The 25,111-nt window shown below is 64.2% G+C and carries 24 protein-coding genes; 9 read left to right on the top strand and 15 right to left on the bottom strand.

The window, feature by feature from the left end; genetic code table 11:
• The first annotated feature begins 1 nt into the window (after position 1).
• The 5 genes from HLH29_RS06610 to HLH29_RS06590 all read left to right on the top strand — a co-directional run bounded on the left by HLH29_RS06610 (position 2) and on the right by HLH29_RS06590 (position 5,251).
• Positions 2-1,054, top strand: a complete 1,053-nt coding sequence (locus HLH29_RS06610) for an isopenicillin N synthase family dioxygenase (RefSeq protein ID WP_182965152.1) — start codon at positions 2-4, stop codon at positions 1,052-1,054.
• The gene (locus HLH29_RS06605; RefSeq protein WP_182965151.1) at positions 1,051-1,812 is read left to right on the top strand and encodes a class II aldolase/adducin family protein; all 762 of its coding nucleotides are present in this window, start codon (positions 1,051-1,053) and stop codon (positions 1,810-1,812) included. Before HLH29_RS06610 ends, HLH29_RS06605 begins: the two co-directional genes overlap by 4 nt.
• A 114-nt stretch (positions 1,813-1,926) precedes the next feature.
• Positions 1,927-3,927, top strand: coding sequence for an FUSC family protein (locus HLH29_RS06600; RefSeq protein WP_182965150.1), 2,001 nt, complete (start codon positions 1,927-1,929; stop codon positions 3,925-3,927).
• Positions 3,928-4,167: 240 nt separating this feature from the next.
• Positions 4,168-4,587 carry an SRPBCC family protein gene (locus tag HLH29_RS06595; protein ID WP_182965149.1) on the top strand — a complete coding sequence of 140 codons (420 nt, stop codon included), beginning with the start codon at positions 4,168-4,170 and terminating at the stop codon, positions 4,585-4,587.
• A 70-nt stretch (positions 4,588-4,657) separates the two neighbouring features.
• Positions 4,658-5,251, top strand: a complete 594-nt coding sequence (locus HLH29_RS06590; RefSeq protein WP_182965148.1) for an NAD(P)H-dependent oxidoreductase — start codon at positions 4,658-4,660, stop codon at positions 5,249-5,251.
• A gap of 25 nt (positions 5,252-5,276) precedes the next feature.
• Here the strand turns inward: HLH29_RS06590 and HLH29_RS06585 are convergent, their stop codons facing one another.
• The 11 genes from HLH29_RS06585 to HLH29_RS06535 all read right to left on the bottom strand — a co-directional run bounded on the left by HLH29_RS06585 (position 5,277) and on the right by HLH29_RS06535 (position 15,778).
• Positions 5,277-6,188 (bottom strand): LysR family transcriptional regulator, encoded by a 912-nt coding sequence (locus HLH29_RS06585; RefSeq protein WP_182965218.1) that lies wholly within the window; start codon positions 6,186-6,188, stop codon positions 5,277-5,279.
• Between the two features lie 248 nt (positions 6,189-6,436).
• Positions 6,437-6,790 (bottom strand): ArsR/SmtB family transcription factor, encoded by a 354-nt coding sequence (locus HLH29_RS06580; protein ID WP_182965147.1) that lies wholly within the window; start codon positions 6,788-6,790, stop codon positions 6,437-6,439.
• Between the two features lie 69 nt (positions 6,791-6,859).
• Positions 6,860-7,321: an SRPBCC family protein gene (locus HLH29_RS06575; protein ID WP_246373874.1), complete on the bottom strand. Its 462-nt coding sequence runs from the start codon at positions 7,319-7,321 to the stop codon at positions 6,860-6,862.
• 107 nt (positions 7,322-7,428) lie between these two features.
• Positions 7,429-8,340, bottom strand: coding sequence for a LysR family transcriptional regulator (locus HLH29_RS06570; RefSeq protein WP_182965146.1), 912 nt, complete (start codon positions 8,338-8,340; stop codon positions 7,429-7,431).
• 60 nt (positions 8,341-8,400) lie between these two features.
• Positions 8,401-9,204 carry a formate dehydrogenase accessory sulfurtransferase FdhD gene (fdhD, locus tag HLH29_RS06565; RefSeq protein ID WP_182965145.1) on the bottom strand — a complete coding sequence of 268 codons (804 nt, stop codon included), beginning with the start codon at positions 9,202-9,204 and terminating at the stop codon, positions 8,401-8,403.
• A 36-nt stretch (positions 9,205-9,240) separates the two neighbouring features.
• Positions 9,241-10,299 carry a GTP 3',8-cyclase MoaA gene (gene moaA / locus HLH29_RS06560; RefSeq protein ID WP_275944162.1) on the bottom strand — a complete coding sequence of 353 codons (1,059 nt, stop codon included), beginning with the start codon at positions 10,297-10,299 and terminating at the stop codon, positions 9,241-9,243.
• Positions 10,300-10,338: 39 nt separating this feature from the next.
• The gene (locus tag HLH29_RS06555; RefSeq protein ID WP_182965144.1) at positions 10,339-12,642 is read right to left on the bottom strand and encodes an FdhF/YdeP family oxidoreductase; all 2,304 of its coding nucleotides are present in this window, start codon (positions 12,640-12,642) and stop codon (positions 10,339-10,341) included.
• Between the two features lie 43 nt (positions 12,643-12,685).
• Positions 12,686-13,135 (bottom strand): nitrate reductase associated protein, encoded by a 450-nt coding sequence (locus HLH29_RS06550; protein ID WP_182965143.1) that lies wholly within the window; start codon positions 13,133-13,135, stop codon positions 12,686-12,688.
• A 53-nt stretch (positions 13,136-13,188) separates the two neighbouring features.
• Positions 13,189-13,338 carry a DUF2474 family protein gene (locus HLH29_RS06545; protein ID WP_182965142.1) on the bottom strand — a complete coding sequence of 50 codons (150 nt, stop codon included), beginning with the start codon at positions 13,336-13,338 and terminating at the stop codon, positions 13,189-13,191.
• Positions 13,325-14,344 carry a cytochrome d ubiquinol oxidase subunit II gene (cydB, locus tag HLH29_RS06540; protein ID WP_182965141.1) on the bottom strand — a complete coding sequence of 340 codons (1,020 nt, stop codon included), beginning with the start codon at positions 14,342-14,344 and terminating at the stop codon, positions 13,325-13,327. Before cydB ends, HLH29_RS06545 begins: the two co-directional genes overlap by 14 nt.
• 3 nt (positions 14,345-14,347) lie before the next feature.
• Positions 14,348-15,778, bottom strand: a complete 1,431-nt coding sequence (locus HLH29_RS06535; RefSeq protein WP_182965140.1) for a cytochrome ubiquinol oxidase subunit I — start codon at positions 15,776-15,778, stop codon at positions 14,348-14,350.
• Between the two features lie 337 nt (positions 15,779-16,115).
• Between HLH29_RS06535 and HLH29_RS06530 the strand changes: the two genes are divergently transcribed.
• The 4 genes from HLH29_RS06530 to HLH29_RS06515 all read left to right on the top strand — a co-directional run bounded on the left by HLH29_RS06530 (position 16,116) and on the right by HLH29_RS06515 (position 18,657).
• Entirely contained in the window at positions 16,116-17,168 is a 1,053-nt protein-coding gene (locus tag HLH29_RS06530; RefSeq protein WP_182965215.1) for a Dyp-type peroxidase, read from the top strand.
• Position 17,169: 1 nt separating this feature from the next.
• Positions 17,170-17,985, top strand: coding sequence for a family 1 encapsulin nanocompartment shell protein (locus HLH29_RS06525; RefSeq protein WP_182965139.1), 816 nt, complete (start codon positions 17,170-17,172; stop codon positions 17,983-17,985).
• Positions 17,986-18,091: 106 nt separating this feature from the next.
• Complete coding sequence (locus HLH29_RS06520) at positions 18,092-18,427, top strand: hypothetical protein (protein ID WP_182965138.1); 336 nt, start codon at positions 18,092-18,094, stop codon at positions 18,425-18,427.
• 53 nt (positions 18,428-18,480) lie between these two features.
• Positions 18,481-18,657: a hypothetical protein gene (locus tag HLH29_RS06515; RefSeq protein ID WP_182965137.1), complete on the top strand. Its 177-nt coding sequence runs from the start codon at positions 18,481-18,483 to the stop codon at positions 18,655-18,657.
• A gap of 19 nt (positions 18,658-18,676) precedes the next feature.
• Here the strand turns inward: HLH29_RS06515 and HLH29_RS06510 are convergent, their stop codons facing one another.
• From HLH29_RS06510 to HLH29_RS06495, 4 genes are all read right to left on the bottom strand, one after another.
• Positions 18,677-18,928, bottom strand: coding sequence for a NepR family anti-sigma factor (locus HLH29_RS06510; protein WP_182965136.1), 252 nt, complete (start codon positions 18,926-18,928; stop codon positions 18,677-18,679).
• Between the two features lie 587 nt (positions 18,929-19,515).
• Positions 19,516-22,680 (bottom strand): error-prone DNA polymerase, encoded by a 3,165-nt coding sequence (locus HLH29_RS06505; protein WP_182965135.1) that lies wholly within the window; start codon positions 22,678-22,680, stop codon positions 19,516-19,518.
• Positions 22,677-24,140, bottom strand: a complete 1,464-nt coding sequence (locus tag HLH29_RS06500; RefSeq protein WP_456305428.1) for a DUF6504 family protein — start codon at positions 24,138-24,140, stop codon at positions 22,677-22,679. The genes HLH29_RS06505 and HLH29_RS06500 overlap by 4 nt, the downstream gene beginning before the upstream one ends.
• Positions 24,115-24,906 (bottom strand): ImuA family protein, encoded by a 792-nt coding sequence (locus HLH29_RS06495; protein WP_182965133.1) that lies wholly within the window; start codon positions 24,904-24,906, stop codon positions 24,115-24,117. The genes HLH29_RS06500 and HLH29_RS06495 overlap by 26 nt, the downstream gene beginning before the upstream one ends.
• Positions 24,907-25,111: the final 205 nt, after the last annotated feature.

Raw genomic sequence — 25,111 nt, 5'->3', positions numbered from 1 at the left:
CATGACGACAGACGCACTCACCCGGCGGGAAACCTTCTCCGCGATTCCGGTCGTCGATATTTCCGGCCTGTATTCCGCCAATCCCGCCGACAGGCAGAAAGTGGCGGACAGGCTGGGCGATGCCGCCCGCAATGTTGGCTTCCTCTACATCTCCGGCCACCGTGTACCCCAGGACCTGATCGACGGCGTGCGCGCGGCGGCGAAGGATTTCTTCGCCCTGCCGCTGGACCGCAAGATGGACTATTATATCGGCACCTCCGCGACCCATAAGGGCTTCGTGCCGGAGGGTGAGGAGGTCTACAACAAGGACCGGCCGGACCATAAGGAAGCGTTCGATATCGGGTTCGAGGTTCCAGCCGACAACCCGCTGGTGCTGTCCGGCACGCCGCTGCTGGGCCCCAACAACTGGCCGGGCCTGCCGTTGTTCCGCGAACGGGCCGAGGCCTATTACCGCGCTGTGTTCGCCCTCGGGCGCCTGCTGTTCCAGGGCTTCGCGCTGGCACTCGGCCTGCCGGAAAACGCCTTCGATGACATGGCACAATTCCCGCCTTCCAAACTGCGGATGATCCATTATCCTCATGACGGCGCGGCGCAGGACGCGCCGGGCATCGGCGCCCATACCGATTATGAATGTTTCACCATCCTGCTGGCCGACCAGCCGGGCCTGGAAGTCATGAACGGCAATGGGGAGTGGATCGACGCGCCGCCCATCCCCGGCGCATTCGTGGTCAATATCGGCGACATGCTGGAAGTCATGACGGCGGGCACGTTCGTCGCCACGGCGCACCGTGTGCGCAGCGTGAAGGAAGAACGCTATTCCTTCCCATTATTCTATGCCTGCGACTACCATACCCAGATCCGCCCCCTGCCGGCCTTCGACAAGGGCGGCGAGGCATACGAGGCCATCAAGATCGGCGATCACATGTGGTCGCAGGCCCTGCAGACCTACCAATATCTGGTCCGCAAGGTCGAACGTGGCGAACTGGCGCTGCCGTCCGGCGCACGCGGCACCGCCACATTCGGGCATTTCAAACAGAAGGCGCAGCACGCATGACGACGGACGCATTCACCGCCCCGCAGACTGAACAGGACGAACAGTCGCTGCGCGAGGACCTGGCAGCCGCCTACCGGTTGCTCGCGCTGTTCGACATGACGGACCTGGTCTACACCCATCTCTCGGTGCGCCTGCCCGGTCCCGGCCATACCTTCCTGGTCAACCCTTACGGATTGCTGTTCGAAGAGATCACGGCCAGTTCGCTGGTCGTGGTGGATGCCGAAGGCCTGCCGAAACAGGCGACGAGCTGGCCGGTAAACCCCGCCGGCTTCGTGATCCATTCCGCCGTCCACCGCAGCCGCCCCGACGCCGCCTGCGTCATGCACACCCACACGCTGGCAGGCATGACCGTGGCCGCGCAGCAGCATGGAATCCTGCCGCTCAACCAGATCAATGTCGAATTCCACGGCCGCGTCGGCTTCCATGCCTATGAAGGCATCGCGGCGGATGACAATCTGAGCGAACGCGAGCGGCTGGTCCGTGATCTGGGCGACAATATCGGCCTGATCCTGCAGAATCACGGCCTGCTGACGGTCGGCCAGAGCGTCGCCCAGGCATTCTATCGCACTTATTATCTGGAACAGGCCTGCCGCATCCAGATCGCAGCGCAATCGACCGGCGCGCCCCTGCACCTGCCTTCCGAAGACAAATTGCTGCGCACCCGCGCGCAGTTCGAGAACGATCCGGACCAGGGTCAACTGGTCTGGCGCGCCCTGCGCCGCAAGCTGGATCGTGAACAGCCTGATTATATCCGCTAGGGGCCTGCTCCCTCGACCAGCGCACCATCATTCGACATGGGAGGGTCCGGAACGGCCCCTCCCTTTTTTGTGGATTCTTTTATATATTCCGTGGCCTGCTTCCTGCGCCGGCCCATGAAAAACAGTCTCTTTCCCCCTCTTCCCCGCAAGCCACGCTTTCTGAAGGCGCTCGCCCACAGCCTGACGCCCTCTATCGTCACGCACTGGCTGGGCGCGCGCGCCATTGCCATCGCGCCGGAACAGATCGCCATCCGCGAGGGCCTACGGGCCGGCGTCGCCGTCAGCACCGTCATGCTGGTCGCCCGGCATCTCGACATGCCCCTCATGGCCTGGTCCGCCTTCGCCGCCTTCTGGACTTGCCTCGCAGACCCCGGCGGCCTTCTCCACCGCAGGATCAGGGCCCTGACATCCTTCGGCCTGGCCGGCGCGTTCATCACCGGCACCATATCCGCCCTGGCGGGATACAGCACCGCCGCCGCCTTCGTCGGCCTGGGTCTGTGCGTTTTCCTGTGCGGGCTTGCCCGCGCCCGAGGGGCGGCCGCCACCCAGGTCAGCGTCCTCGCTGCCATCGTCGCCGTGGTCGCCATCTGTTATCCCCAGACCCCGACGGGGGCCGTCACCCTCGCCGCCCTGTTCTCCCTCGGTGTCCTGTGGGCCATGCTCATCTGCCTGCTGGCCTGGCCCGTCGACCCCAGCACCCCGCAGAAACAGGCCTGCGCCGCCCTGTTTCGCGAACAGGCCAGTATGGCCTTCCGACTGCTCAACCTCCCGCACCTTCAGGCAGCCAGCCTTCTCACCCAGCAGAAGGAACTCAGCGCCTGGCGCCGCGACATCCGCCACCGCATCGAACAGGCCCGCTCGTCGGTCGAAAAACTCTCCAGTGATGCGCCACTCAGTCCGGCCCGCGCCACTCTTCTGCCCGCCGTCGAGGCCGCCGACCGCATCTTCGTCGCCCTCATCGCCTTCGAACATGCGGCGTTCTCCGCCCCGCTGCCACCCCAGACCACCCGTGTCATCCGCATCACCGCCGCCGCCCTCCGCCGCATCGCGCGGGACATCCCGCCCGGCCGCCATGCCCCGGGCAGCATCGGCCCCTATATCCGCGCGCTCGGCCGCCTCGGCACCCACCCTCAAACCCTGTCAACTCGCGCCGCCGCCTGGAATGCCGCTGCCCTGACCGACCTGCAGACCGCCTGGCTGGGCAAGGACCAGTCCCTGCACGGCACCGCGCCATCCGCCCTTGCCACGCCGTCGCAGCCACTCAGCCCGATCTTCATCCGTCACGCCGCACGCCTGTCCGTGGCGGTTCTGGCCGCCTTCGGCATGACGCTCGCCTTCCACCTGCCCTATGCCTACTGGGCGATGATGGCCGTCGTCGTCGTCACCCAACCGGGCAGGAGCACCACCCTCTCCCGCACCATCGAGCGCGTCGCCGGCAGCGTCGCCGGCGGCATCCTCGCCGCCATCGCAGGCACGCTGTGTCCGAAATGGCTGGTTCTGCTCCTTGTCTTCCCGTTATCGGCCACCACCATCGCGCTGCGCAGCGTCAACTACACGCTGTGCGTGACCTTCATGACCCAGCTTTTCATCCTGGTCACCGACCTCGTCGGCTCCGACACCGGCTGGTGGCTCGGCTTTGCCCGCGCCGAAAACAACATCATCGGCAGCCTGGTCGGCATGGCCGCCTGTCTTCTGCTGTGGCCGGAAAAATCCACGGCCTCGCTCCCCACCCTGGTCAGCCGCGCCTTCCTGGCCAATCTCCGCTATGCCGCGCTTGCCACCACCGGCAACGGCACCCGCGATGAAACCGAGCAGGCGCGCCGCGCGGCCGGAACCACGTCCAACAGAGCCGAGATCCTCTGCCAGCAGACCAGCCTCGAAGGCCTCCGCCGTTCGGAAAACCTGAAGATCTGCATGGAGATCCTCTTCCACCTGCGCCAGCAGGCCGGCATCGCCAGCACAAGCTGGCTCGAACGCACGACGGACCACACTCCAGCCCCGACCGCACAGACCTACCAGACGGCCCTGCGGCATTTTTCAGACCTGCTGTCCGCCCCATCGGCTGCCGGCGACCATCTGCGCGAAATGCTGCTGTTCCTCAGGCGACCGCACTGAACCTGCCGCGCCGGATACTTGATAAGGCGCTCAACAGGAAGACGCTGGATGACAAGATCAAGGACGAGGACGGGCTGACGCTCGGCGCCCGAGACCTATCCTGCGAGCCATTCCTGAATTTCGTTCACAAGCGTTGTGACGGCAGAGGCCATAGCCCCGCCCGAAGGCGCCCTGTACGTGCAGGAAACCGGGAGCCGTTTATGTGCGGTGCCCATCCGGCGGAACAGGGGAGAGAGGTGCATGGTCGAAATCGTCAGCCAGATGGACGTCGCGGTCAGCGCCGACACAGCCTGGGCCCTGCTCGGCGGCTTTGACAGCCTTCCGCTGTGGATACCGATGATCCGGACCAGCACGCTGGAAGAGGGCGGGCGCGTCCGGCGCCTGACCGTTGCAGAAGACATAACCATCGTGGAACGCCTGCTCCGCTTCGATGACCGCGAGCGCGTCTATTCCTACGCCTATATCAGCGGGCCAGACCCGGTCGAACACTATGTCGGCCAGGTCGCCGTCGCCGAACATGGTCCCGACCGCTGCATCATAAGCTGGGGTAGCCGCTTCGTGCCTGTGGGCCTGAGTGAAGCAGACGCGGCCGCACGATATCACGCCACCTATACGACGGCACTCGCACACGCAAAGAAGCTGCTGGAAGGCATGCCCTGACCGTCGCGGCATCCTCCAGTCCACTCCTCACGATCATCCGCTGCTGAAATCACCGACAGGATAACCGAGCATGAAAAACATCCTCCTTCTGAACGGCGGGAAGGTTTTCGCACATTCGCACGGCCGCCTGAACGATACGCTCCATGCGGTAGCGGTCGAGGCCCTGTCGAACGCCGGCTTCGCCATCCGCCAGACGAAAATCGATTCCGGCTACGACATCCAGGAGGAAGTCCGGAATTTCCTGTGGGCCGATCTGGTCATCTATCAGATGCCGGGCTGGTGGATGGGCGCGCCATGGATCGTCAAGAAATACATGGATGAGGTCTTCACCGCCGGCCATGGCGCGCTTTACGCAAACGATGGCCGCAGCCGGGCGCATCCGGAACGCAAATACGGCTCAGGCGGCCTGCTGCATGGCAAGCATTACATGCTCTCCCTGACCTGGAATGCGCCGGAGGAGGCCTTCCTCGACTCCGCGCAGTTCTTCGAAGGCAGGGGCGTCGATGCCGTCTATTTTCCTTTCCACAAGGCCAATCAATTCCTCGCCATGTCGCCCCTCCCGACCTTCCTGGCCTCGGACGTCATGAAGGCCCCCGCAATCGACACGACCACCCACCGCTATCGTCGGCATCTTGCGGAAACCCTGGCGTTCGGCGAGGCCTGAGCGCTCGGACGGGCGGCCCCGCGTTTCACGCAGGGTCGTTCCGCATGAAGATCTGCAGACGCGGAATCATGAAATCCAGGAACAGCCGAATGCGCTGCGGCATGCGCTGGCCGCCCGGATAGAGCGCATGGACCTCTTCCTCGTCGCCATGGCCGGCCTGGCCCAGCACTTCGATCAGCCGGCCGTGGCGGATATCCTCCCGCACATGGTAATCGCCCAGACGGGCCAGCCCCATTCCCGCCAGCGCCAGCCGCCTGACGGTTTCGCCATTATTGGCCAGCAGGTTTCCACCCACCATCCGATCGACGATCCGTCCGCCATCCTTCAGCGGCCAGATCGGGGCCGCACGCCGGAAATTGAACCCAAGGCAGTTATGCCGGTCGAGATCTCCGATCATGAGCGGTGTGCCATGGCGTTCAAGATAGGCCGGGGCGGCGACGATCTTCCGGCGTGCGACCCCGATCCTGCGCGCAAGCAGACTGCTGTCCGCGAGCGGACCCACGCGGAACGCGATATCGGCACGATCAAGATAAAGATCGACAATCTCGTCCGACAGCGACAGATCGACCACCATGTTCGGGTAGGTTTCCCAGAACGCAGGCAACAGCGGCTCGATTCCCAGCACACCGAATGCCACCGACGCATTGACGCGGATCGTGCCACCGGCCCCCTTGCCGCCCTGACCGACCTCGCGCTCGATATCGTCCAGTTCCGCCAGCAGGGCACCGCTCCGCTCATGGAAAAGACGCCCTTCGTCGGTCAATGACAGCCGCCGCGTCGACCGCTCGACCAACCGCACGCCAAGGCGATCTTCCATGCGCGCGATCAGCTTGCTGACCGTCGATGGCGTCATCAGAAGCTGCCGCGCCGCTTCGGAGAAGCTACCGGACTCCGCGACCCGGACAAAGACCAGCATCTCTCCCGCCCGGTTATCCATCATCGCTCCGATCTGTGAATTCCTGTCGAAGATAACGGCATGACCGGGACAGGGCCAGCATCACGGCCTCTTCGATGCGATCCGCTGCAATCCGTCCTCAGGAACATTGAGGAAGAAAACTCAGACGCGCCGCCACAAGATGCATCATCGCAATATTTACCTCTGGCAATATTGCGAACTGCGGCAAGATCGTGACCGACAGCCTCATTGCCTGGCGGTCACGCGGTTCCGAAGAGAAGGAATACCCCCTATCGCTCGTCGCCGTCCTCGACGAACGCCCGAAGCCCTTCGATACGGGCATCCCACACTGCCGACAGCCGGTCGAGATGCTCGCGGATGATCGCGATCTGTTGCGCCCGTAACTGCCATTGCCGAACCCGGCCAACCCGCGCGCTTTCCACCAGCCCGGCATCTTCCAGCACGCGCAGATGCCTGTTGATGCCCTGACGCGTGATCCCCCCCGTGCCGTCCGTCAACTGGACGGTGGGCAGCGGCCCGTTTTCGCTCAGCCGTGCGACAATCGACAGACGGACCGGATCGCCCAGAGCCGCAAAAACCGGCACCGCGGATTGCAGATTGTCCGAACAATATCCGCTTTCCATCAGCGCGCTTTCTTTGGGGTCATTCGTAAGAACACCCTTGGCGGGCAAGCCTGTTTTTCAAACAGAGTGTCATTCGTCTCCCAGGGCGAGATATCTCTCCACCAACCTGGCCTGATGCGCCCAGCCACCATCATTCGCCTTGATCGCCTCCGCTCGCCGGGCAGACGGCAACCGGTCGAAACCCGTCTCCGTAATGGTAAGCCGGATGCCCTCCTCCACCTCCGCCAGTGCAAACGTAACCAGCGTCATCGGCTCGGCGGCATAATCATGGGCCGGATCGATGGCATATGGATGCCAACAGAACGAAAACAGCCGCATAGGCTCGATCCGCTCGACGTGAACACGCCAGGGGGTACCGCGATACGGTTCCTGCATGCGGGCGACATCCGGGTCGACCTGGGTGGGAACGATCCGCCCGATCGCCTCCTGCCCCGCGATAAAGGGGCCGTCGACCTCCACGCCAAACCACTGGCCGAAACGGGTGGAATCCGTGATCGCGCGCCATACACGGTCGTGCGCCGCCTTCAGCATGACCGTCTTTTCGATCCTGTCCGTCTCCATGAGCAACCTCCCAGTTGCTCGAACCCTATTGTCGCAGGCGTCGAAGCGCAACCATATTGTTGCGCTTCGACATACGATCAGCACAGACTGCCAAGCTGCTCCCGAAAATCCGTTTCCAGGGCGACCGTCCAGACGCGCGCGACGAAAGGCGAAGGCGGCCGTTCGCTCAACCTCACCAACCCGATCGCGCCCGGCGAAAAACCGGCCAGCCGGCGCATCTGCAGGCGACCGGCCGGCGGCACCCGCAGCGGAAAAGAGGATAGAGGCAGGATGGTCGCCATGGCGCCACGCATGATTTCGGCATGAATCAATTCCAGTGACGCGGTCTCCAGACGAATGATCGGTTCCACCCCGGCGGTCTGAAACCCGATATCCACCAATTGGCGACAGCGCATGCCGCGACTGAGCAAGGCGAGCGGAAATGTCGCGGCCTCCTCCCAACTGATTTCCCCCTGGTCGGGAAAGACATACGCCGTGGTACCGGCCAGAACCTGCTCTTCCGCATAAAGCGCCCGGACCGTAAAAGCCTGCGCCTGCGGGCACTGGTCATAATACATGATCCCGATATCAAGCTGCTTGCTGGCAAGCCTCTCGATAATGTCCGAATTCGGAAGAACGGCAACATCGCTCGAAAAATCGCCGATCTTCTCCTTGATTGCTTCCAGGAGGATCGGAACGATATGCACGGCGGTCGGGATGACGCCAATCTTGACCGATCCCACCAGTTCCTGCCGCGACAGCGAAACCTCATTCCGCATCTCCGACACGCTGCGCAGAATATCATGCGCCCATTTCAGTATGCGCGTACCCTCAGCCGTCAGACCGAAGACTTTCCTCTTGCGATCGACAATAACGACCCCAAGCTCGTCTTCCAATTGCCTGATGGCGCGTGAAAGCGCGGGCTGCGAGACGTTGCACGCATCCGCGGCCTTCGAAAAACTCCGCAGCCTGTCGATTTCCCGAAGATAATGAAGCTGCCTCAGAAACATTTATCGTCTTCTCATTCACAACCGACGCCGCCGTGCGCGAACCTTCCGCCCGGCGCCCACTTATTGCACAAGCCGCTCCCCGCCGCAGAACAGAACCTGCCCGTCACGTCGCGCAATGGCGATCAATGTCTGTTTCATCGTTTCAGCAAGCCGGCAGGCCCGGTAGGTCGGGGCCGAGACCGCAACGACGATCGCGATCCCGCTCCGCAACGTCTTGAGGGCCATTTCAAACGAATAGCGGCTGGTCAGGAGACAAAACCCCTCACCCGCTTCTTCGGCGCCACGCGCCCGCGCGCCAATCAGCTTATCGAGCGCATTATGCCGCCCCACATCCTCGCGAATCATCAGGATATGGCCGTCGCGATCGGCCCAGGCGGCCGCATGCACCATCCGCGTCGCCGCATTCAGCGTCTGCCATTCGCCAAGCGCGTTCAATGCCCGCTGCACCGCCTCGGTCGAAACCACCGGGCCCGGATCCAATACCGGCGCCCCGATGGCATCACAGGACGGCACCGCATCACTGCCACAGATCCCGCAGCTCGAATGCCCGGTCTGGGCCCGCGGCCCGCGCCTGATCAGCGACGTCAACGCGTCTCCGGCAATCGAGACATCCACTGTCAGACCGTCACCCGTTTCCGCCACGACGACCGACCGGATCTGCGCCAAGGTGCCGACAATCTGTTCCGTCAGGCAGTAACCGACTGCAAAATCCTCCAGATCCTCGGGCGTCATCATCATGACGCCATAGGAAAAGATCCCGTTGAAGATCAGCCGGACCGGCACCTCATCGGCCACATTCAGGTCGAACGCCCTGTCCGGTTGGCCCAGGGATGTAACGCGCAATCGGTGAAAGAGAGAGGGCATCCCGCCAACCTTGCCATAACCGGCCGCACCGGCCGTTCAGCCTCCGATATAATGCATTTCGATTTTCTCCGCCGCCCGGGCCTTTCCCTTCACGGCGCTGCACCCGCGTGGAATCGCGCGCTCCTCACTGTAGCGATCCATACGGCCGCGCCAGATGCCTGACAACGTAGCGCGCAGCTTCATATCGCCCTGCACGGTGTCATCCTCACGCAGGATCGCCCGCAAATCCGTCCCCTCGGTCGCAAAGAGGCAGGTATAGAGCTTTCCGTCGGAAGAAAGCCGCGCGCGCGAACAATCCCCGCAGAAAGGCGCGCTGACCGAGGAAACGAACCCCACCTCGCCTTCCCCATCGACATAGCGATAACGCCGCGCCACCTCGCCGCGATAGTTCGGCGACAGAGGAATCAACGGCCAGCGCGCATCGATTTGCCCCAGTATTTCGCGTGAGGGCACGACATCGGCGCGCTCCCAGCCATTACGGGTTCCCACATCCATATATTCGATAAAGCGCAGCACAATATCCGTGCCGCGAAACCGCGCCGCCAGATCCAGAATACCGGAATCGTTCACACCCCGCTGGATGACATTGTTGATCTTCAGCCCGCCCGGAAACCCAGCCGCCCGCGCGGCCTCGATCCCGTCAAGCACAGTCGACAGTTCCGCGCGCCCACCATTCATCCGGGCGAACACAGCCGCATCGAGACTATCGAGGCTCACCGTCACGCGATGCAGGCCCGCCGCACGAAGGGCAGCGGCCGACCGTGCCAGCAGCACACCATTGGTGGTCAGCGCGACATCCTCGATGCCCGGCACCCGCACCAGCCGCGCGACCAGATCCGGCAGGCCGGGGCGCAGCAGCGGCTCGCCTCCCGTCAGGCGCAGCTTGGTCACGCCCAGCCCCGCCGCAACCCGCGCGACACGCTCGATCTCGTCGAAATCCAGCCGCTCACGCGGCGTCAGAAAGCGGAATCCCTCATGATAGGTCGCTTCCGGCATGCAGTACGGACACCGGAAATTGCACCGATCCATTACCGAAATCCGCAGATCCCGCATCGGGCGCCCGATCCGGTCCACAAGCGGCGCATCCATGTCCATCAGGAAACTCTCATCCACCCACAGGCCGGCGATCGACGGTTATCCGGCAATCCTGATCGGCACCGCCGATGCGAAACTCTCCACCACCTTGACGGGAATGGACTTGGCAGCCGGCGTTCCGCTGATCTCGTCGAAATAATCGAGCGGCAGCAGCGGGTTGAGTTCCGGATAATAACCCGCGATGGCACCACGCGACATCGGATAGTCGATCACGGTCAACCCATCGACATAACGCCGGAACCCGTCATCACTATAGGTTTCCAGCCCGATCACCGCGCCGTTTTCCAGCCCGCGATCCTTCATGTCCTCCTTGTTCATGAAGATCACCAGCCGGTTGTTGTAGACACCGCGATAGCGGTCGCTATTGCTGTAGATGGTGGTGTTGTACTGGTCATGCGACCGGATCGTCGCCAGACGCAGCATCGCGCTATCCTCGACCGGAACATTCACCTCCAGCCCCGGCAGCACGAGAAAATTCGCCTTGCCGTTCGGCGTCTGCCACACCAGACGACGCGGCGGAATGTCGAGGTGAATGCCTTTCGGATTCTTGATCTTCTCCGAGAAATCCGAATAGATCTCCGGATAGACTTCGGCGATCTTGTCACGGATCGGCGTGTAATCGACCATATAGCGCGCCCAAGGCGTCTTCGAATGCGGCAACGTGGCCATGGCCATCCGGCATACGATCTCCGTCTCCGGCCGCACATGCTCGGTGACGGGCTCGAACACACCACGCGAAGCCGTCACATTCGCCATCGCATCCTCGATGGTCACGAACTGCTCGCCTGCTTCCGTACGAATGATCTCCGACCGCGCCACCACCGGCAGGACCAGGGCATCCCTGCCGTGAACCAGATGCCCGCGATTGAGCTTGGTCGCGATCCCGACGGTCAGATTGAGCTTCCGCATCGCTTCATAGGAGCGATCGGTATCCGGAACCGCCCGGATGAAATTCCCGCCCATGCCGATAAAGACCTTGGCGGTCCCGGCTTCCATGGCCTCCAGCGCCTCAAGCACATGGTGACCATGCGCGCGCGGCGGCTCGAAGCCGAACGCATCGCGGACCCGATCCAGGTAACGCTGCGTCGGCTTCTCGTCGATGCCGACGGTGCGGTCGCCCTGCACGTTCGAATGCCCGCGGATCGGCGCAATGCCTGCACCGGGCTTGCCGAAATTGCCACGCAACAGCAGCAGATTCGCCACCTGCTGCAACAGGCGCGACCCTTCCTGGTGCTGCGTCAAACCCATCCCATAGCAGATGATCGTCGCCCTGGACTGTTTGTAGATCCCGGCAATCCGCCGGATCTGCTCCTCCGACACGCCCGAGATCCGGGTGATATCCGCCCACGAACACCCCATCACATCGTCACGCAACGCATCCAGACCAGCCGTGTGCTGCTGGATGAACGCCATGTCGAGCACCCGCTCGCCCTGCTCCTCGGCCTCGAAGAGCGCCCGCATCATCCCCTTGAAGATGGCCAGATCCCCGCCGATCCGCACATGGACGAATTCGCTGGAAATCGGGGTGGAACCGAACGTCGCCATCTGCAGCACATCCTGCGGCTCCGTAAAGCGGATCAGTGCGCGTTCCGGCATCGGGTTGATCAGCACGATCGGCACACCGCGCTTTCTCGCCTCCACCAGGTTGGTCATCATGCGCGGCGAGTTGGTGCCCGTATTCTGCCCGATGACGAAGATCGCCTCGGCATGGTCGAAATCCGACATGACGATCGTACCCTTGCCGATCCCGATCGACGCCGGCAGCCCACGGCTGGTCGGCTCGTGGCACATGTTCGAGCAGTCGGGGAAATTATTGGTGCCGAACTCGCGCACGAAGATCGAATAGAGGAACGCGGTCTCGTTGGCCGTGCGCCCCGATGTATAGAATTCCGCCTGATGCGGGCTGTCGAGCGCCTGCAGATGCCGCCCGATCATCGCAAAGGCGTCGTCCCAGGCAACGGGCACATATTTGTCGGTGGCGGCATCATAGCGCATCGGCTCGGTCAGGCGCCCCTGCATCTCCAGCCAGTAGTCGCTCTTCTCCATCAGTTCGGTGACGGTGTATTTCGCGAAGAATTCACGCGTCACGCGCGCCTTCGTCGCTTCGTGCGCCAGCGCCTTGGCGCCGTTCTCGCAGAATTCCAGTGTCTTCCGATGATCCGGATCAGGAAACGCGCAACTCGGGCATTTGAAGCCGCCCGGCTGGTTCATGGCCAGCAGCCCGCGCGACCCTTTGACGAGCACGCTCTGCTCCATCAGCACTTTCGCGGTCGCGCCCGCCGCTCCCCAGCCGCCGGCCGGATGATGATAGGGCTTGAACTCGGACGGTTTTTCTTTGCTCATGACATCAACCTCCCAAGGCCGCTTCCGGGAATACGCTCGTCCGTCACAGGACGCCGAACTCTCTCAGGGCCGGCACGAAATTCTCATTCTCATGCTGCGAGCGCGCGAGCTTGATCAGCGCAAAACGCTGCAGCGGTGTCAACATGGACCATTGCTCCGGCGTCGGGGGCGTCACGCCATCCGCCTCGGCCTGCATCCGCACGGCCTCCGGCATCCGGTCGGCCTCCCGCCAGTCGTCAAAGCCATCCGTGACAAGCGGGCGTGGCGGTTCATCGGTCCGCATCGCAACCAGATGCAGGACCAGCGCCCGATACGCCCCCTGTTCCGCTTCTGTCTCGCACGGCAGGTCGGCAAGCTGCCCCCGCTCTTCGCGGGAGAAGCGGCTCCATTGCCGCAGGCTCAGTTTTATGCCGGCGATATCGAGCTTCTGCCGTGCGATCATCGGGATACAGCGCAGCGAGCCCGCGAAGTCACTCTCAAAGTCAAAAATCATCGAACCAGGTCCGGAACTTCTTCTGTCAGTCGAAAACGCGAAGAGTCGCCCTGTTATTTGGGAACAAGCAGGTGCAGCAGAGACGCCATCACGAAAAACACCACCGTGCTGAGCGCCCAGATGGCAACGAACCACCCGATCCGCACACCGAAACGCTTCGGTGCATCGTCTCCATTGCCCTTGACGATCTCAGTGATAGCCATCGGCTTCCGTCACTTTCCCGCGGAACACGCGATAGGAATAGATCGTGTAGGTCAGGATGATCGGCAGCAGGATGGCGGTACCGACAAGCTGGAAGAACTGGCTCGACGGCGGCGACGATACATCCCAAAGCGTCAGGCTGGGCGGCACGGCATACGGCCACACCGTGATCCCGAGACCCGACAGACACAGGAAGAACCAGCCAAGAGCGCACAGGAACGGCCCCCCTGAATGGCCGCGCCGCAACCCGATGGCAAGCAGGAGCCCCAGCACGACGACCAGAACAGGTACCGGCGCGACGAAGAGGATATTCGGCCAGGCAGTCCAGCGCCGGAGATAAGGCGCATGCAGCAGCGGCGTCCACAGGCTGACCGCCACAATACACAGGAACAGCCCGACAGCCAGCCACGCTCCCCATTTGCGGCATGACGCCTCCAGCACACCGGTCGTCCGCCAGACAAGCCAGGTCGCACCCAGCAGGGCATACCCGCACATGACCGCCAGCCCGCAGAGGACACTGAAGGGCGTCAGCCAGTCGAACGCACCACCGCTGAAGGCGCCGTCGGTCACCGCAATACCCTGGATCACCCCGCCCAGGATCGCCCCCTGGCTGAACGCGGCGATGCCGGACCCGGCCATGAAGCCGGCCTCCCACAGTCCCTCACGGGCGGTACCCCGCGTCATGATGCGGAACTCGAACGCCACGCCGCGAAAGATCAGGGCCAGCAGCATCAGCACGATCGGCAGGTAGAAAGCCGGCAGAAGCGTGGCATACGCCCCCGGAAAGACCCCGTAGAGCACGGCGCCCCCCAGGACCATCCACGTCTCGTTGCCGTCCCACACGGGCGCGATCGTATTGACCATCACATCCCGCCGCCCCTGGTCGCGTTCCAGCGCGAACAGCATCCCGATCCCCAGGTCGAACCCGTCGAGAATGACGTAGATCGTAATCGCGGCGACCAGGATGACGGCCCACACGATGGGGAGCCAATACGCGAAATCCATCATGGCTCAGGCTCCTTCATCGGGAATGGGGCCGGCAATCCCCGGATGCGTGTGCGTCGCCAGCACGTCGGCAGGATGTGCGGGGCTGGGATTATGCTCCCCTTCCTCCGGCGCACGCCCCAGCAGGCGGAGCAGGATGACCAGACCAGACCCGAACACGATCACATAGACCACCACGAAAGCCGCCAGCGTCATCGCCATGCTGGACAGGACGATCGGCGAAACGCTCTCGGCCGTCCGCAGAAGACCATAGACCGTCCAGGGCTGCCGCCCGACCTCGGTGGTGATCCAGCCGCACAGCAGCGCGGTGAAGCCGGCAGGCGCCATGCACAACGCCACGCGATGAAAGACCGGGCTGGTGAACAGGGCGCTGGTCCGGCGCAGCCACAGCGACCAGAATCCCACCAGCGCCATCAGAAAGGCCAGGGCGACCATGATGCGGAACGAGAAGAAGATGATCGGCGACGGCGGCCGCTGGTCGCGGGGGAAATCCTTCATCCCCGGCACCTTGCCGTCGAGACTGTGCGTCAGGATCAGCGAGCCCAGCAGCGGCACCTTCACGGCATAATCCGTCCGCTCCGTCTTCATGTTCGGAATGCCGAACAGAAGTTCCGATGCCCGTCCCTCGGTCTCCCAGTCGCCTTCCATCGCGGCGATCTTCACCGGCTGGTATTTCAGCGTATTCAGCCCATGCGCGTCACCGGCCAGGATCTGCAGCGGCGCCACGATCGCGGCCATCCACATGGCCATGGAAAACATCACCCGGACCGGTTCGCTCGCGATCGCCCCCGCCCGCCGCGCCTTCAGCATATGCCACGCGCCGGTCGCTCCCACGGCGAACGCGACGGAGAGAAACGCCGCCAGCCCCATATGGACCAGCCGGAACGGAAAGGACGGATTGAAGATGATGGCCAGCCAGTCGTCGGGCATGAAGCGCCCGGTGGCCGGATCGATCGTATAGCCGCGCGGGGTCTGCATCCATGAATTCGATGCCAGGATCCAGGTCATCGAAATCAGCGTCCCCACCGAAACGCAGCAGGTGGCGGCGAAATGCAGCCCGCGCCCGACCTTGCTCATGCCGAACAGCATGACGCCGAGGAAACCCGCTTCCAGAAAGAAGGCGGTCATGACCTCGTAGGACAGAAGAACACCCGTAATCGGCCCGGCCTTCCTCGAAAAGACCGACCAGTTGGTCCCGAATTCGTAGGACATGACCAGTCCGGACACGACGCCCATGCTGAAGACGATCGAAAAGGCCTTGATCCAGTAGCGATACAGATCGAGAAACACTTGGCGCCCGGTTTTCAGCCACAACCCTTCCAGAACGGCCAGATAGGCCGCCAGCCCGATGGAGAAGGCCGGGAAGATGATATGAACGCCCACGGTAAAGGCGAACTGAAAACGCGCCAGGACCAGCGCAAGGGCAGCGGTCTGCATCTATACCTTCCTAAAAGCCTGACATCGGCGTCTGCGTCAGGCAACGGATTCCGGGGACGAAGCGTGATGATGTCTTCCGGCCACGGGCGACCGCCATGCCTGTCATTCTGTCCTGCAGGACCAGCCATGACGTTCCAGCTTCCCAGCTAGATCACGCGACCGGCGGGGCGTCCAAGACCTTTTGCTTATGGCATTATGCACCACAGGCATAACGATAAGCAATGTGTGAACACCCTGGTTATTTAGTCCATCCCGATATCTTGTCATGAACCGTCATCTGCCTATGCTGAACGTCCGCAATCGCTATACGAGCCCGTCCGCAGGGAGTTTCAGTCCGTTGGCCACACCGCAACCCGTTGGTACGAAGCTGACCCAGGCAGCCATTTTCCTTGTTGCGACATTAAGCGAGAGCCCTTCGATCCACACGCAGGTCCGCGATCTTCTGGGAGATCTCTCCTCTCTCGTGCGCGGTGTCGGATTCCGGGTCCCCGACGGGAGGTTAAGCTGCATCACCGGCATCGGTTCGAACGCCTGGGATCAACTCTTCGGCACCCCTCGCCCCCGGGACCTGCATCCGTTCCAGGAGATCCGGGGCGTGCATCACGCCCCCGCCACGCCGGGCGACCTGCTCTTCCATATCCGCGCGACCCGGATGGATCTCTGCTTCGAACTCGCTTCTTCCATCGTCTCCCGACTGGCGGGCGCCGGCAAGGTCGTGGATGAAGTCCACGGATTCAAATATTTCGACGAACGCGACCTGCTCGGCTTCGTGGACGGCACCGAAAACCCCTCCGGCCAGGTCGCGATCGACGCGGCCATCGTCGGCGACGAAGACCCCCCCTTTGCCGGTGGCAGCTATGTCATCATCCAGAAATACCTGCACGACCTCAGGAAATGGGATGCCATCCCGACCGAAGTGCAGGAACATATCATCGGCCGCCGAAAAGTATCGGACATCGAACTCGCCGATGCAGCCAAGCCCAGCTATGCCCATAACGTCCTCACCAATATCGAGGAGAACGGGCAGCAACTGCAGATCGTGCGCGACAACATGCCCTTCGGTGAAGTGGGCAAGGGTGAATTCGGCACCTATTTCATCGGCTATGCGCGCTCCCCCGCGCGCACCGAGCAGATGCTGCGGAACATGTTCGTCGGCAAGCCGCCCGGCAATTACGACAGGCTCCTCAATGTCAGCACGGCCGTGACCGGGGCCCTGTTCTTCATCCCCACCGCCGAGTTCCTGGATAACGCGCCGGACATGGCCGCCGAAGCTCCCGGGGCCTCCAGTCCGGACGACCAGCCCTCCCTCCCCGGCTCCTCCCCCGATCGGCATGGCGCGGGCCCGCATGACGGCTCGCTGGGTATCGGCTCCTTAAGGATGGACATCTGACATGAACAATCTCCATAGACATCTCGCCCCCATCTCCAGCGCCGCCTGGGCGCAGATCGAGGAAGAGGCGTCACGCACCATCCGTCGTCACCTGGCCGGCCGCCGCGTCGTCGACACCTCGGAACCGCGGGGGACCGCCTTCGCCGGCGTCGGCACCGGACGCGGCACGCTGATCGACGCGCCCGGCAACGGCATCCGCGCCCTGCGGCGCGAGGTCCTGCCGCTGGTGGAACTGCGCGTTCCCTTCACGCTGTTGCGCACGGAAATCGATGCCGTCGAGCGCGGATCGCTCGATTCCGACTGGCAGCCCGTCAAGGACGCGGCGAAGCAGATCGCCTTCGCCGAGGATCGCGCGATCTTCGGCGGCTACGCGGCGGCCGGCATCCCCGGCATCCGCAACGGCACGTCCAACGCCCATCTCACGCTCCCCGCCCAGGCCCGGGACTATCCTCATGCCATCGCCGACGCCCTGAACGCGCTGCGCCTGGCCGGCGTGAACGGCCCGTATTCGGTGGTCCTCGGCGCCCAGGCCTTCGCCAATGTCAGCGGCGGTGACGATGACGGCTATCCGGTCTGCAAGCATATCGAGAGCATGATCGACGGAAAGATCATCTGGGCCCCGGCCATCGAGGGCGCATTCGTCGTCTCGACGCGCGGCGGCGACCTGGCGCTGGATATCGGACAGGATTTTTCGATCGGCTACCTGTCCCACTCGGCGGATACGGTCGAATTGTACCTGCAGGAAAGCTTCGTCTTCCGCGTCCTGACCAGCGAGGCAACCGTCGCCCTCGATCAGCCCGGACAGGCCCCCGCCTGATCGCCGCACCCGCGCCCGAACGGCGCGGGCAACGGACATGGGCATGAAGCGTTTCATATCACAGGAACCCGCCGCCCCGTCACAGCCCCTTGCGAGGATAATTGGAATGGAAAACCCCCTGGAATCCTCTCCCGAAAGAGACGCGCGCATTCTCGCCAAGGCGAAGGAGATGTGGATCGCCGACGGAAAGCCCGCCTCCGGCCCCGAGGCCTACAAGGAAGCCGCCGCCGACCTGATCGGGATGGAACTCAATGCCGACGCCGGGCAGATCCCGGTGGAACCGCCCGTTCCCCTCGACGCCAACGGCCAGCCCATCGAGGAAGCCTGGCTGGAAGAGAATCTGGGCAACCCGGGCGGCTACATGAACGAACTGGACGACAAGCGGGAAACCCCCTTCGCAACCCGGCAGGACGAGGAAAAGGCCCTGAAGGACGAAACCTGACGCCCCCTCGGCCGCCGGGCCCCCGGCAGATCGTCCATGAAGGAGAATCCCGGATGATCGCGATCTATCTTGACGACAGGACCGCCCCCGTCGCGCCCCGCGAAAACGGATGGTACATCATGGATGGCACCACCATCCTTCTGGCCGGCCCCTTCTCCAGCAGGGAACAGGCCCTCCTGTCGATCGACGAGCAGGAACCGGACCCGGAACCGGGCGTCCCCGCCTTCTGACGCCATTCGTCCATCGCAGTCAGCGAACGGGCGGATCGGGATGAACGGGGTCCCCAGCTTCACCGTCCGGTTCGCCACTCCCCGGGTCGGCGCCCGGCACGGCGGGATGGTCGATCAGGCGCATCAGGTCGTCCGGAATGGGTTCGTCGATCACGCTCCCGAACAGGCGGCGCAACCCGCGCTCCAGCCACAGCGCAAATGCCTGCTGGCCGGGATCGGCCCGGCCACAGCCGGCCTCCGATGGGTCTCGCCCGCTCGATGGCCCGCTCAATGGACGGTATCGCTTTTCCGGCGCGCCGTCCTCAGCAAGGCATCGGCCCTGTTCCTGACCCGAAGCCAGAATACGGCCTCATCGGTCAGGTCATCCTCCACGCATCGCCTGATCTGACGCCGGATCACCCCAGGAGCCTCCCCGCCATAAATCCTGATCAGGCTCGCCGCGACGGTGGAAGCGGTTATCCCCGCTTCGTCAAGCTCTTCCATCCCCGCGCCCCGATCGTCTCCGATGGACGTTCGACGCCAGCGCGCTGGATCGGGGAAAGAAGGGTACACGTCTCCCCCGCCGTCCCTGGCGTCGGGCGGTTAGCAACGTGTTTCAACTAGGCAAAAGCACGCCCTGCCTATTCCCAGACGACACGCGGCCGAAACCACGCACCGCTGGACCATAGGTCCGGGTGTTATATTCGGCAGGCCACCCGACAGAGGAGGCCGCCTAGTTGAAAGGCGTTGCTAAGCGCCACTTTGAGGGTAACACAGGGTGATCGCTCCCGCCAACACCCGTACCGGCACGCGTGGCGAGCCGCCCCTTGCCGGACCAGCCCGTCCTACGCCGCGCAGGTGCCACGCCGCCCCACTCTCCTAATGAAAATCCCTCGATTTCACGACGATCTTTTCCGTTTTCCCTCCCTCGCCCGCCCCATTCTCCAGGCCCGCTCCCCGGTTTCCCACATCGGCCAGCAGGTCTGAAAGATCCGTGATCTCGCGTGCCACCAGATGCACGACCTCCCCTTCCTTCTGCACGCTGCCCATCACGGCAAGCATCTGCCCCGACATGACCCGGCTGCGATATGTCTCGAACAGGTCGCGCCATATGATGACGTTCAGCGCACTGGTTTCATCTTCCAGCGTCAGGAACACCACGCCCTCGGCCGAGCCGGGGCGCTGGCGCACCAGCACCAGGCCGGCCGCCGTCAAACGCCTGCCATCCCTGGCCTCTATGACGTGCCGGCACGGCACGATCCCCATCCCGCGCAGATCGTCGCGCAGAAAGGCAACGGGGTGGTCGCGCAGGCTCAGGCCGATCCGGTTGTAATCCCGCGTCACCTCGGCCCCCTCGCGCATGGGCTGAAGCAGCACAGCGGGTTCCTCCGCCTCCCGCGCAACAGAGGCGGCCGCGAACAGCGGCAGAGGCTCGTCACGCAGCGCCTTGATCGCCCACAGCGCCTCACGCCGCGGCAGGCCAAGACTGGGCCGGAACGCATCCGCTTCGGCCAGATGCGTCAGCGCCGCCACCCTCACCCCAGCCCTGCGCCAAAGATCGTCGACGGAAGCGAAGGGCCGATCCCCCCGGGCCCCCACGATGCAGGCCGTGTCCCTGTCGGTCAGTCCCCTGACCAGGCTCATGCCCAGCCGAACGGCAAGATACCCTTTTTCCGTCGCCGGCCCTTCCAGCGTGCTGTCCCAGCGCGAGGCGTTGATGCAGACGGGCCGCACCTCCACCCCATGCTCGCGCGCGTCCCGCACCAACTGGGCCGGCGCATAGAACCCCATCGGCTGGGAATTGAGCAACGCGGCCAGGAACACATCGGGATGCCTGCATTTCATCCAGGATGACGAATAGGCAAGGATCGCGAAACTCGCCGCATGGCTCTCCGGGAATCCATACGACCCGAATCCCTCCAACTGCTGGTAGATCCGCTCGGCGAATTCGGGCGCATAGCCGTTCGCCTTCATGCCTTCGACCAGCTTGGCCTGGAACCTGCCGATCGTGCCGGTATTCTTGAAGGTGGCCATCGCACGCCGGAGTTGATCGGCCTCGCCGGCGGTGAAATCGGCGCAGACCATCGCCACCTGCATCGCCTGCTCCTGAAACAGGGGGATGCCCAGGGTCTTTTTCAGCACCTTCTCCAGTTCCGGGGTTGGATAGTCTTCCGTCTCGATCCCTTCCCGCCGCCGCAGATAAGGATGGACCATATCCCCCTGGATCGGGCCGGGCCGCACGATGGCAACCTCGATCACCAGATCGTAGAATTCGCGCGGCTTCAGGCGCGGCAGCATGGACATCTGCGCCCGGGATTCGATCTGGAACACCCCGATCGTATCCGCCTTGCGGATCATGGCGTACGTGTCGGGGTCCTCGGCCGGAATGGTGGCAAGCGTCAAATGCTGCCCTTTACAGTCGGCCAGCAGATCGAGCCCCTTCTTCATGCAGGTCAGCATGCCCAATGCCAGGCAATCGACCTTCATGAATTTCAGGACGTCGATATCGTCCTTGTCCCATTCGATGATCTGCCTGTCATCCATCGCCGCAGGCTCGACCGGCACCAGCTCGTCCAGCCGGTCATGGGTCAGCACGAAGCCGCCCGGATGCTGCGACAGATGGCGCGGCACGCCGATCAGGCAGCACGCCAGGTCCAGCGTCAGCCGGATACGCCGGTCGGACAGGTCGATGCCGGTATCCCGGAACTGCTCGGGGTCCGCATTCTTCGACCAGCCCCAGATCTGGCCCGAAAGCGTGCGGATCAGATCCTCGGGCAGACCCATGACCTTGCCGACATCCCGCAACGCCCCCTTGGCGCGATAGCGGATCACCACGGCCGTCAGGGCCGCACGATCGCGGCCATAATGGCCATAGACCCACTGGATCACCTGCTCGCGCCGTGCATGCTCGAAATCGACGTCGATATCGGGCGGTTCCCCCCGTGCCTCGGAGACAAACCGCTCGAACAGCAGATTATTGCGCGCCGGGTCGATGGCGGTGATGCCCAGCACGTAGCAGACCGCGCTATTGGCCGCCGATCCCCGCCCCTGGCACAGAATATCCTCGGCGCGGGCATGGCGCACGATGCTGTTCACGGTCAGGAAATAGGGCGCGTAGTTCATGCGCGCGATCAGGGCCAGCTCATGCTTCAGGCTTTGCCTGACCGTATCGGGAATACCTTCGGGATAGAATTTCTCGGCTCCTTCCCACGTCAATTCCTCCAGCGCCTGCTGCGGCGTCCGGCCCGGTACCGACACCTCGTCGGGATATTGATAGGCAAGATCGTCGAGGCTGAACGTGCAGCGTTCCACGATCTCGATCGTGCGGCCCATCGCCTCCGGATAGCGGGCGAACAGGCGCGCCATCTCATGCGGCGGCTTGAGATAACGGTCGGCATGGCGCTCGCGTGCGAAGCCGGCCTCATCGATGGTGGTATTATGCCGGATGCAGGTCACGACATCCTGCAGGATGCGCCGGTCGTGGGTATGGAACAGCACATCATTGGTCACCACGGTCGCTACCCGGGCCTGATGCGCCAGGTCGGCCAGCGCATACAGCCGCATCTGGTCATTGGGCCGCCGCCGCAGCGTCAGCACCATATAGGCACGATCACGAAACGCTTCCTTCAGCATGCGCAGACGCTGCGCACACGCCTCATCGGCCCCATCCGGAACCAGAAGGACGATCAGCCCCTCCCCCCATGCGACCAGGTCTTCCCACAGCAGATGGCACCTGCCCTTCCCGGCCCGCGCCTTGCCGATGGTCAGCAGGCGGCACAGGCGGCCATAGGCGGCCCGATCGGTCGGATAGACCAGCACAGGCGAAAAATCGGCCAGATCCAGGCGACAGCCGACGACCAGCCGCACCCCGGCTTCCTTCGCCGCCACATGGGCCTGCACCATGCCCGCCAGCGTATTCCGGTCGCAGAGCCCAAGGGCCTCGATCCCCAGCGCCTTCGCCTGCTGGAACAGGTCGGCCGGCGCGGACACCCCGCGCAGGAAGGAAAAATAACTCGTCACCTGCAATTCGGCATAACGGGTCATCCGAAGATCCCATGCAGGAACCAGCCCTGCGACCCGGTCTCGCCATGTTCCCCGTCACCGGCACGATAGATCCAGAACCGCTCTCCGGATGTATCCTCCACCCGGAAATAGTCGCGCGCCGTGGTCAGTTCGGCATCCCCCTTCCACCATTCGCCAAACACCCGTTCCGGCCCATCGGCGCATTTCACCTTCCGCCGTACACCACGCCAGATGAAGAAGACCGGCGGCTGGTCGGGCAGTTCAGCCATGGCCTGCACGGGCTCGGGCCTGGGCAGCAGGCGCGTCGGGCGCGGCCAGTGATCCGGCCAGTCCCGCGCGTCGTCCGGCGCCAGGGCAGGCACCCGGCAGAAGGAACGTTCCGGAATATCGCTTTCGACCGGCGCGACGCGATACAGCGCCCGCATGCCGACACGATTGGACAGGATATCGATCAGGCCGGAAAGATCGGGTTCCTCCGCCTCGCCCAGCAGCGACAGGGCCTGGCGCGCCCCCACCCTCTCGGCCTGCGAGGCCGTCAGCACCATGCGCTCGATCCCGAAACCCGGATCGATGGTCTCGATCTTCTCGCAGAGCAGCCGGATCAATCGTCTGGCGTCCCGTACCGGCTGGGCAGTGGCGACCCGGATCGCTTCGGCACGATCGTCCACCCGGTGCAGCAGCAGGTCGAAACACCGGCCGCCCTGCCCACGCTCCTCCAGCAACAGGCAGAGCGCCGGCACCAGCGTACCGATCATGCGGGCGATCGTCTCGGCGGCCCCGATCGGCTCGGCAAAATTCCGGCTGACCTCGACCGGCGCGACGGGGCGCACAGGGACGATGGCCTCGGCCACACGCCCGAACGCCTGGTCCAGCCTGCGCGCGACCTCCGGGCCGAACCGCAGGGCCAGCGGCGCGCGCGGCATGGCGGCAAGCGGGCCGATGCGCGACACGCCCAGCGCATGCAGCCCGTCGACAATGCCTTCGGGCAGGCGCAGGGCCGCGACGGGCAGATCCGCGATCGCCCCCCCCACCCCGCCGGGCGGCACGACCAGCATCCGCGCCCGGCCATAACGCGCCAGCGCATGGGCGGCCCCCAGCGTATCGGCGACAACCGCCTTGACCGTGATCCCGGTGTCGCGCAGCCGCTGGACCATCGCCGCCAGCATGGCCGGCTCGCCACCATGCAGGTGATCGGCCCCACTGGTGTCCAGCACGATGCCATCCGGCGGGTCGGCGGTCACGATGGGGGCGATACGGCGCTGCAACCACAAGGCCAGCTTTTCCAGCCCCTCACGGTCCCCCTGCGGATCGGCCTCCATGATGGTCAGGTCGGGATGAAACGCCTGCGCCTTGGCCACCAGCGTACCAGGACGCAACCCCGCCTTGCGGGCGGCAAGATCGACCGAGAGCACGACCCGGCTCCGCCCCTCGCGGCCAACCAGCGCCAGCGCCGCGTCAGGCGCGGGCGCGCCGTCGCCCAGCCTCTTCCTGACCCTGTCCGTCGGCCAGAATGGCAGGTAGAGCGAGACGATTCGCGACACGGGCGCTTTGGGCAAGCCTCCCTTCTCCATCGCAGGCCTCCACGTCGAAAACGGCTTCGTCCCCAGCCCGGGCCCGAATCAGCTCCAGCCTCCAGCGCGGCCGCCCCACGCCCGGCACCGGCAGGGCAACGGATGGCAGCACCGACACCCGCCAGCGCGTGACGCTGGCCGTCGGCTGGCCGAAATCGGCCGCCCCGGTCGGATGCCGCCACCGCCGGATCGCGATACCCAGCGCGCCCGACGTCTCGGCGGCCAGTTGCAGGCGGCGCGAGGCCGTCATCGACAGCCGCGCCACTTCGGCCACCACGGCCCCCAGCCCGCCATGCCGCAGCCCCTCTTCGAAACAGGCCAGCACATCGACCTCCGATCCCGCCTCGACATAGATGACCCGCCGCCCCGACAGCCCAACCTGCATCAGGGCCGGCGCGAAGACATCCTGTCGGCTGACGATCCACAGAATCCTGCCCCGCGTCCGGGCCGCGATCCCGGCCGAAAACTGGCCGGCGGCCGCGGCGTGCTGGGCATCGCACCCACCGCCCGCCACCTCATGCAGCGCCCCCAGCGTCAACCCGCCGCCCGGCAGGCGGCTGTCGATCTCCTCCAGGCCGAACGGCAGGACCGCCCGCCTGCGCCCGGCCCCGCCTTCCAGACGGCTGATCTGCTCCCGCAGCACCTCCAGCGCGGAACGGGGTTCGGGTGCGGGCATGCGGCAAGACAGTCCATCCATGATATCCCGACCGAGGCTTCCCAATCGGCGGCCAGGTAAATATGTTCCCTATTTGTTCCATATCAGGGGTCGGCGTCAACGACTTTCCAGACGGCCCCCGACATTTGATCCGCATTTGATCCGCGTCGCCCGATGGCGGAAACTATAGACACCCAACAGGGAACACCCTCATGTCCGGTGGGTT

This window comes from Gluconacetobacter tumulicola (assembly GCF_014174215.1).
GTDB classification, from domain to species: domain Bacteria; phylum Pseudomonadota; class Alphaproteobacteria; order Acetobacterales; family Acetobacteraceae; genus Gluconacetobacter; species Gluconacetobacter tumulicola.
The sequence above is the reverse complement of the archived record's forward strand: the minus strand, read 5'-3'. Positions and strand labels throughout refer to the sequence as shown.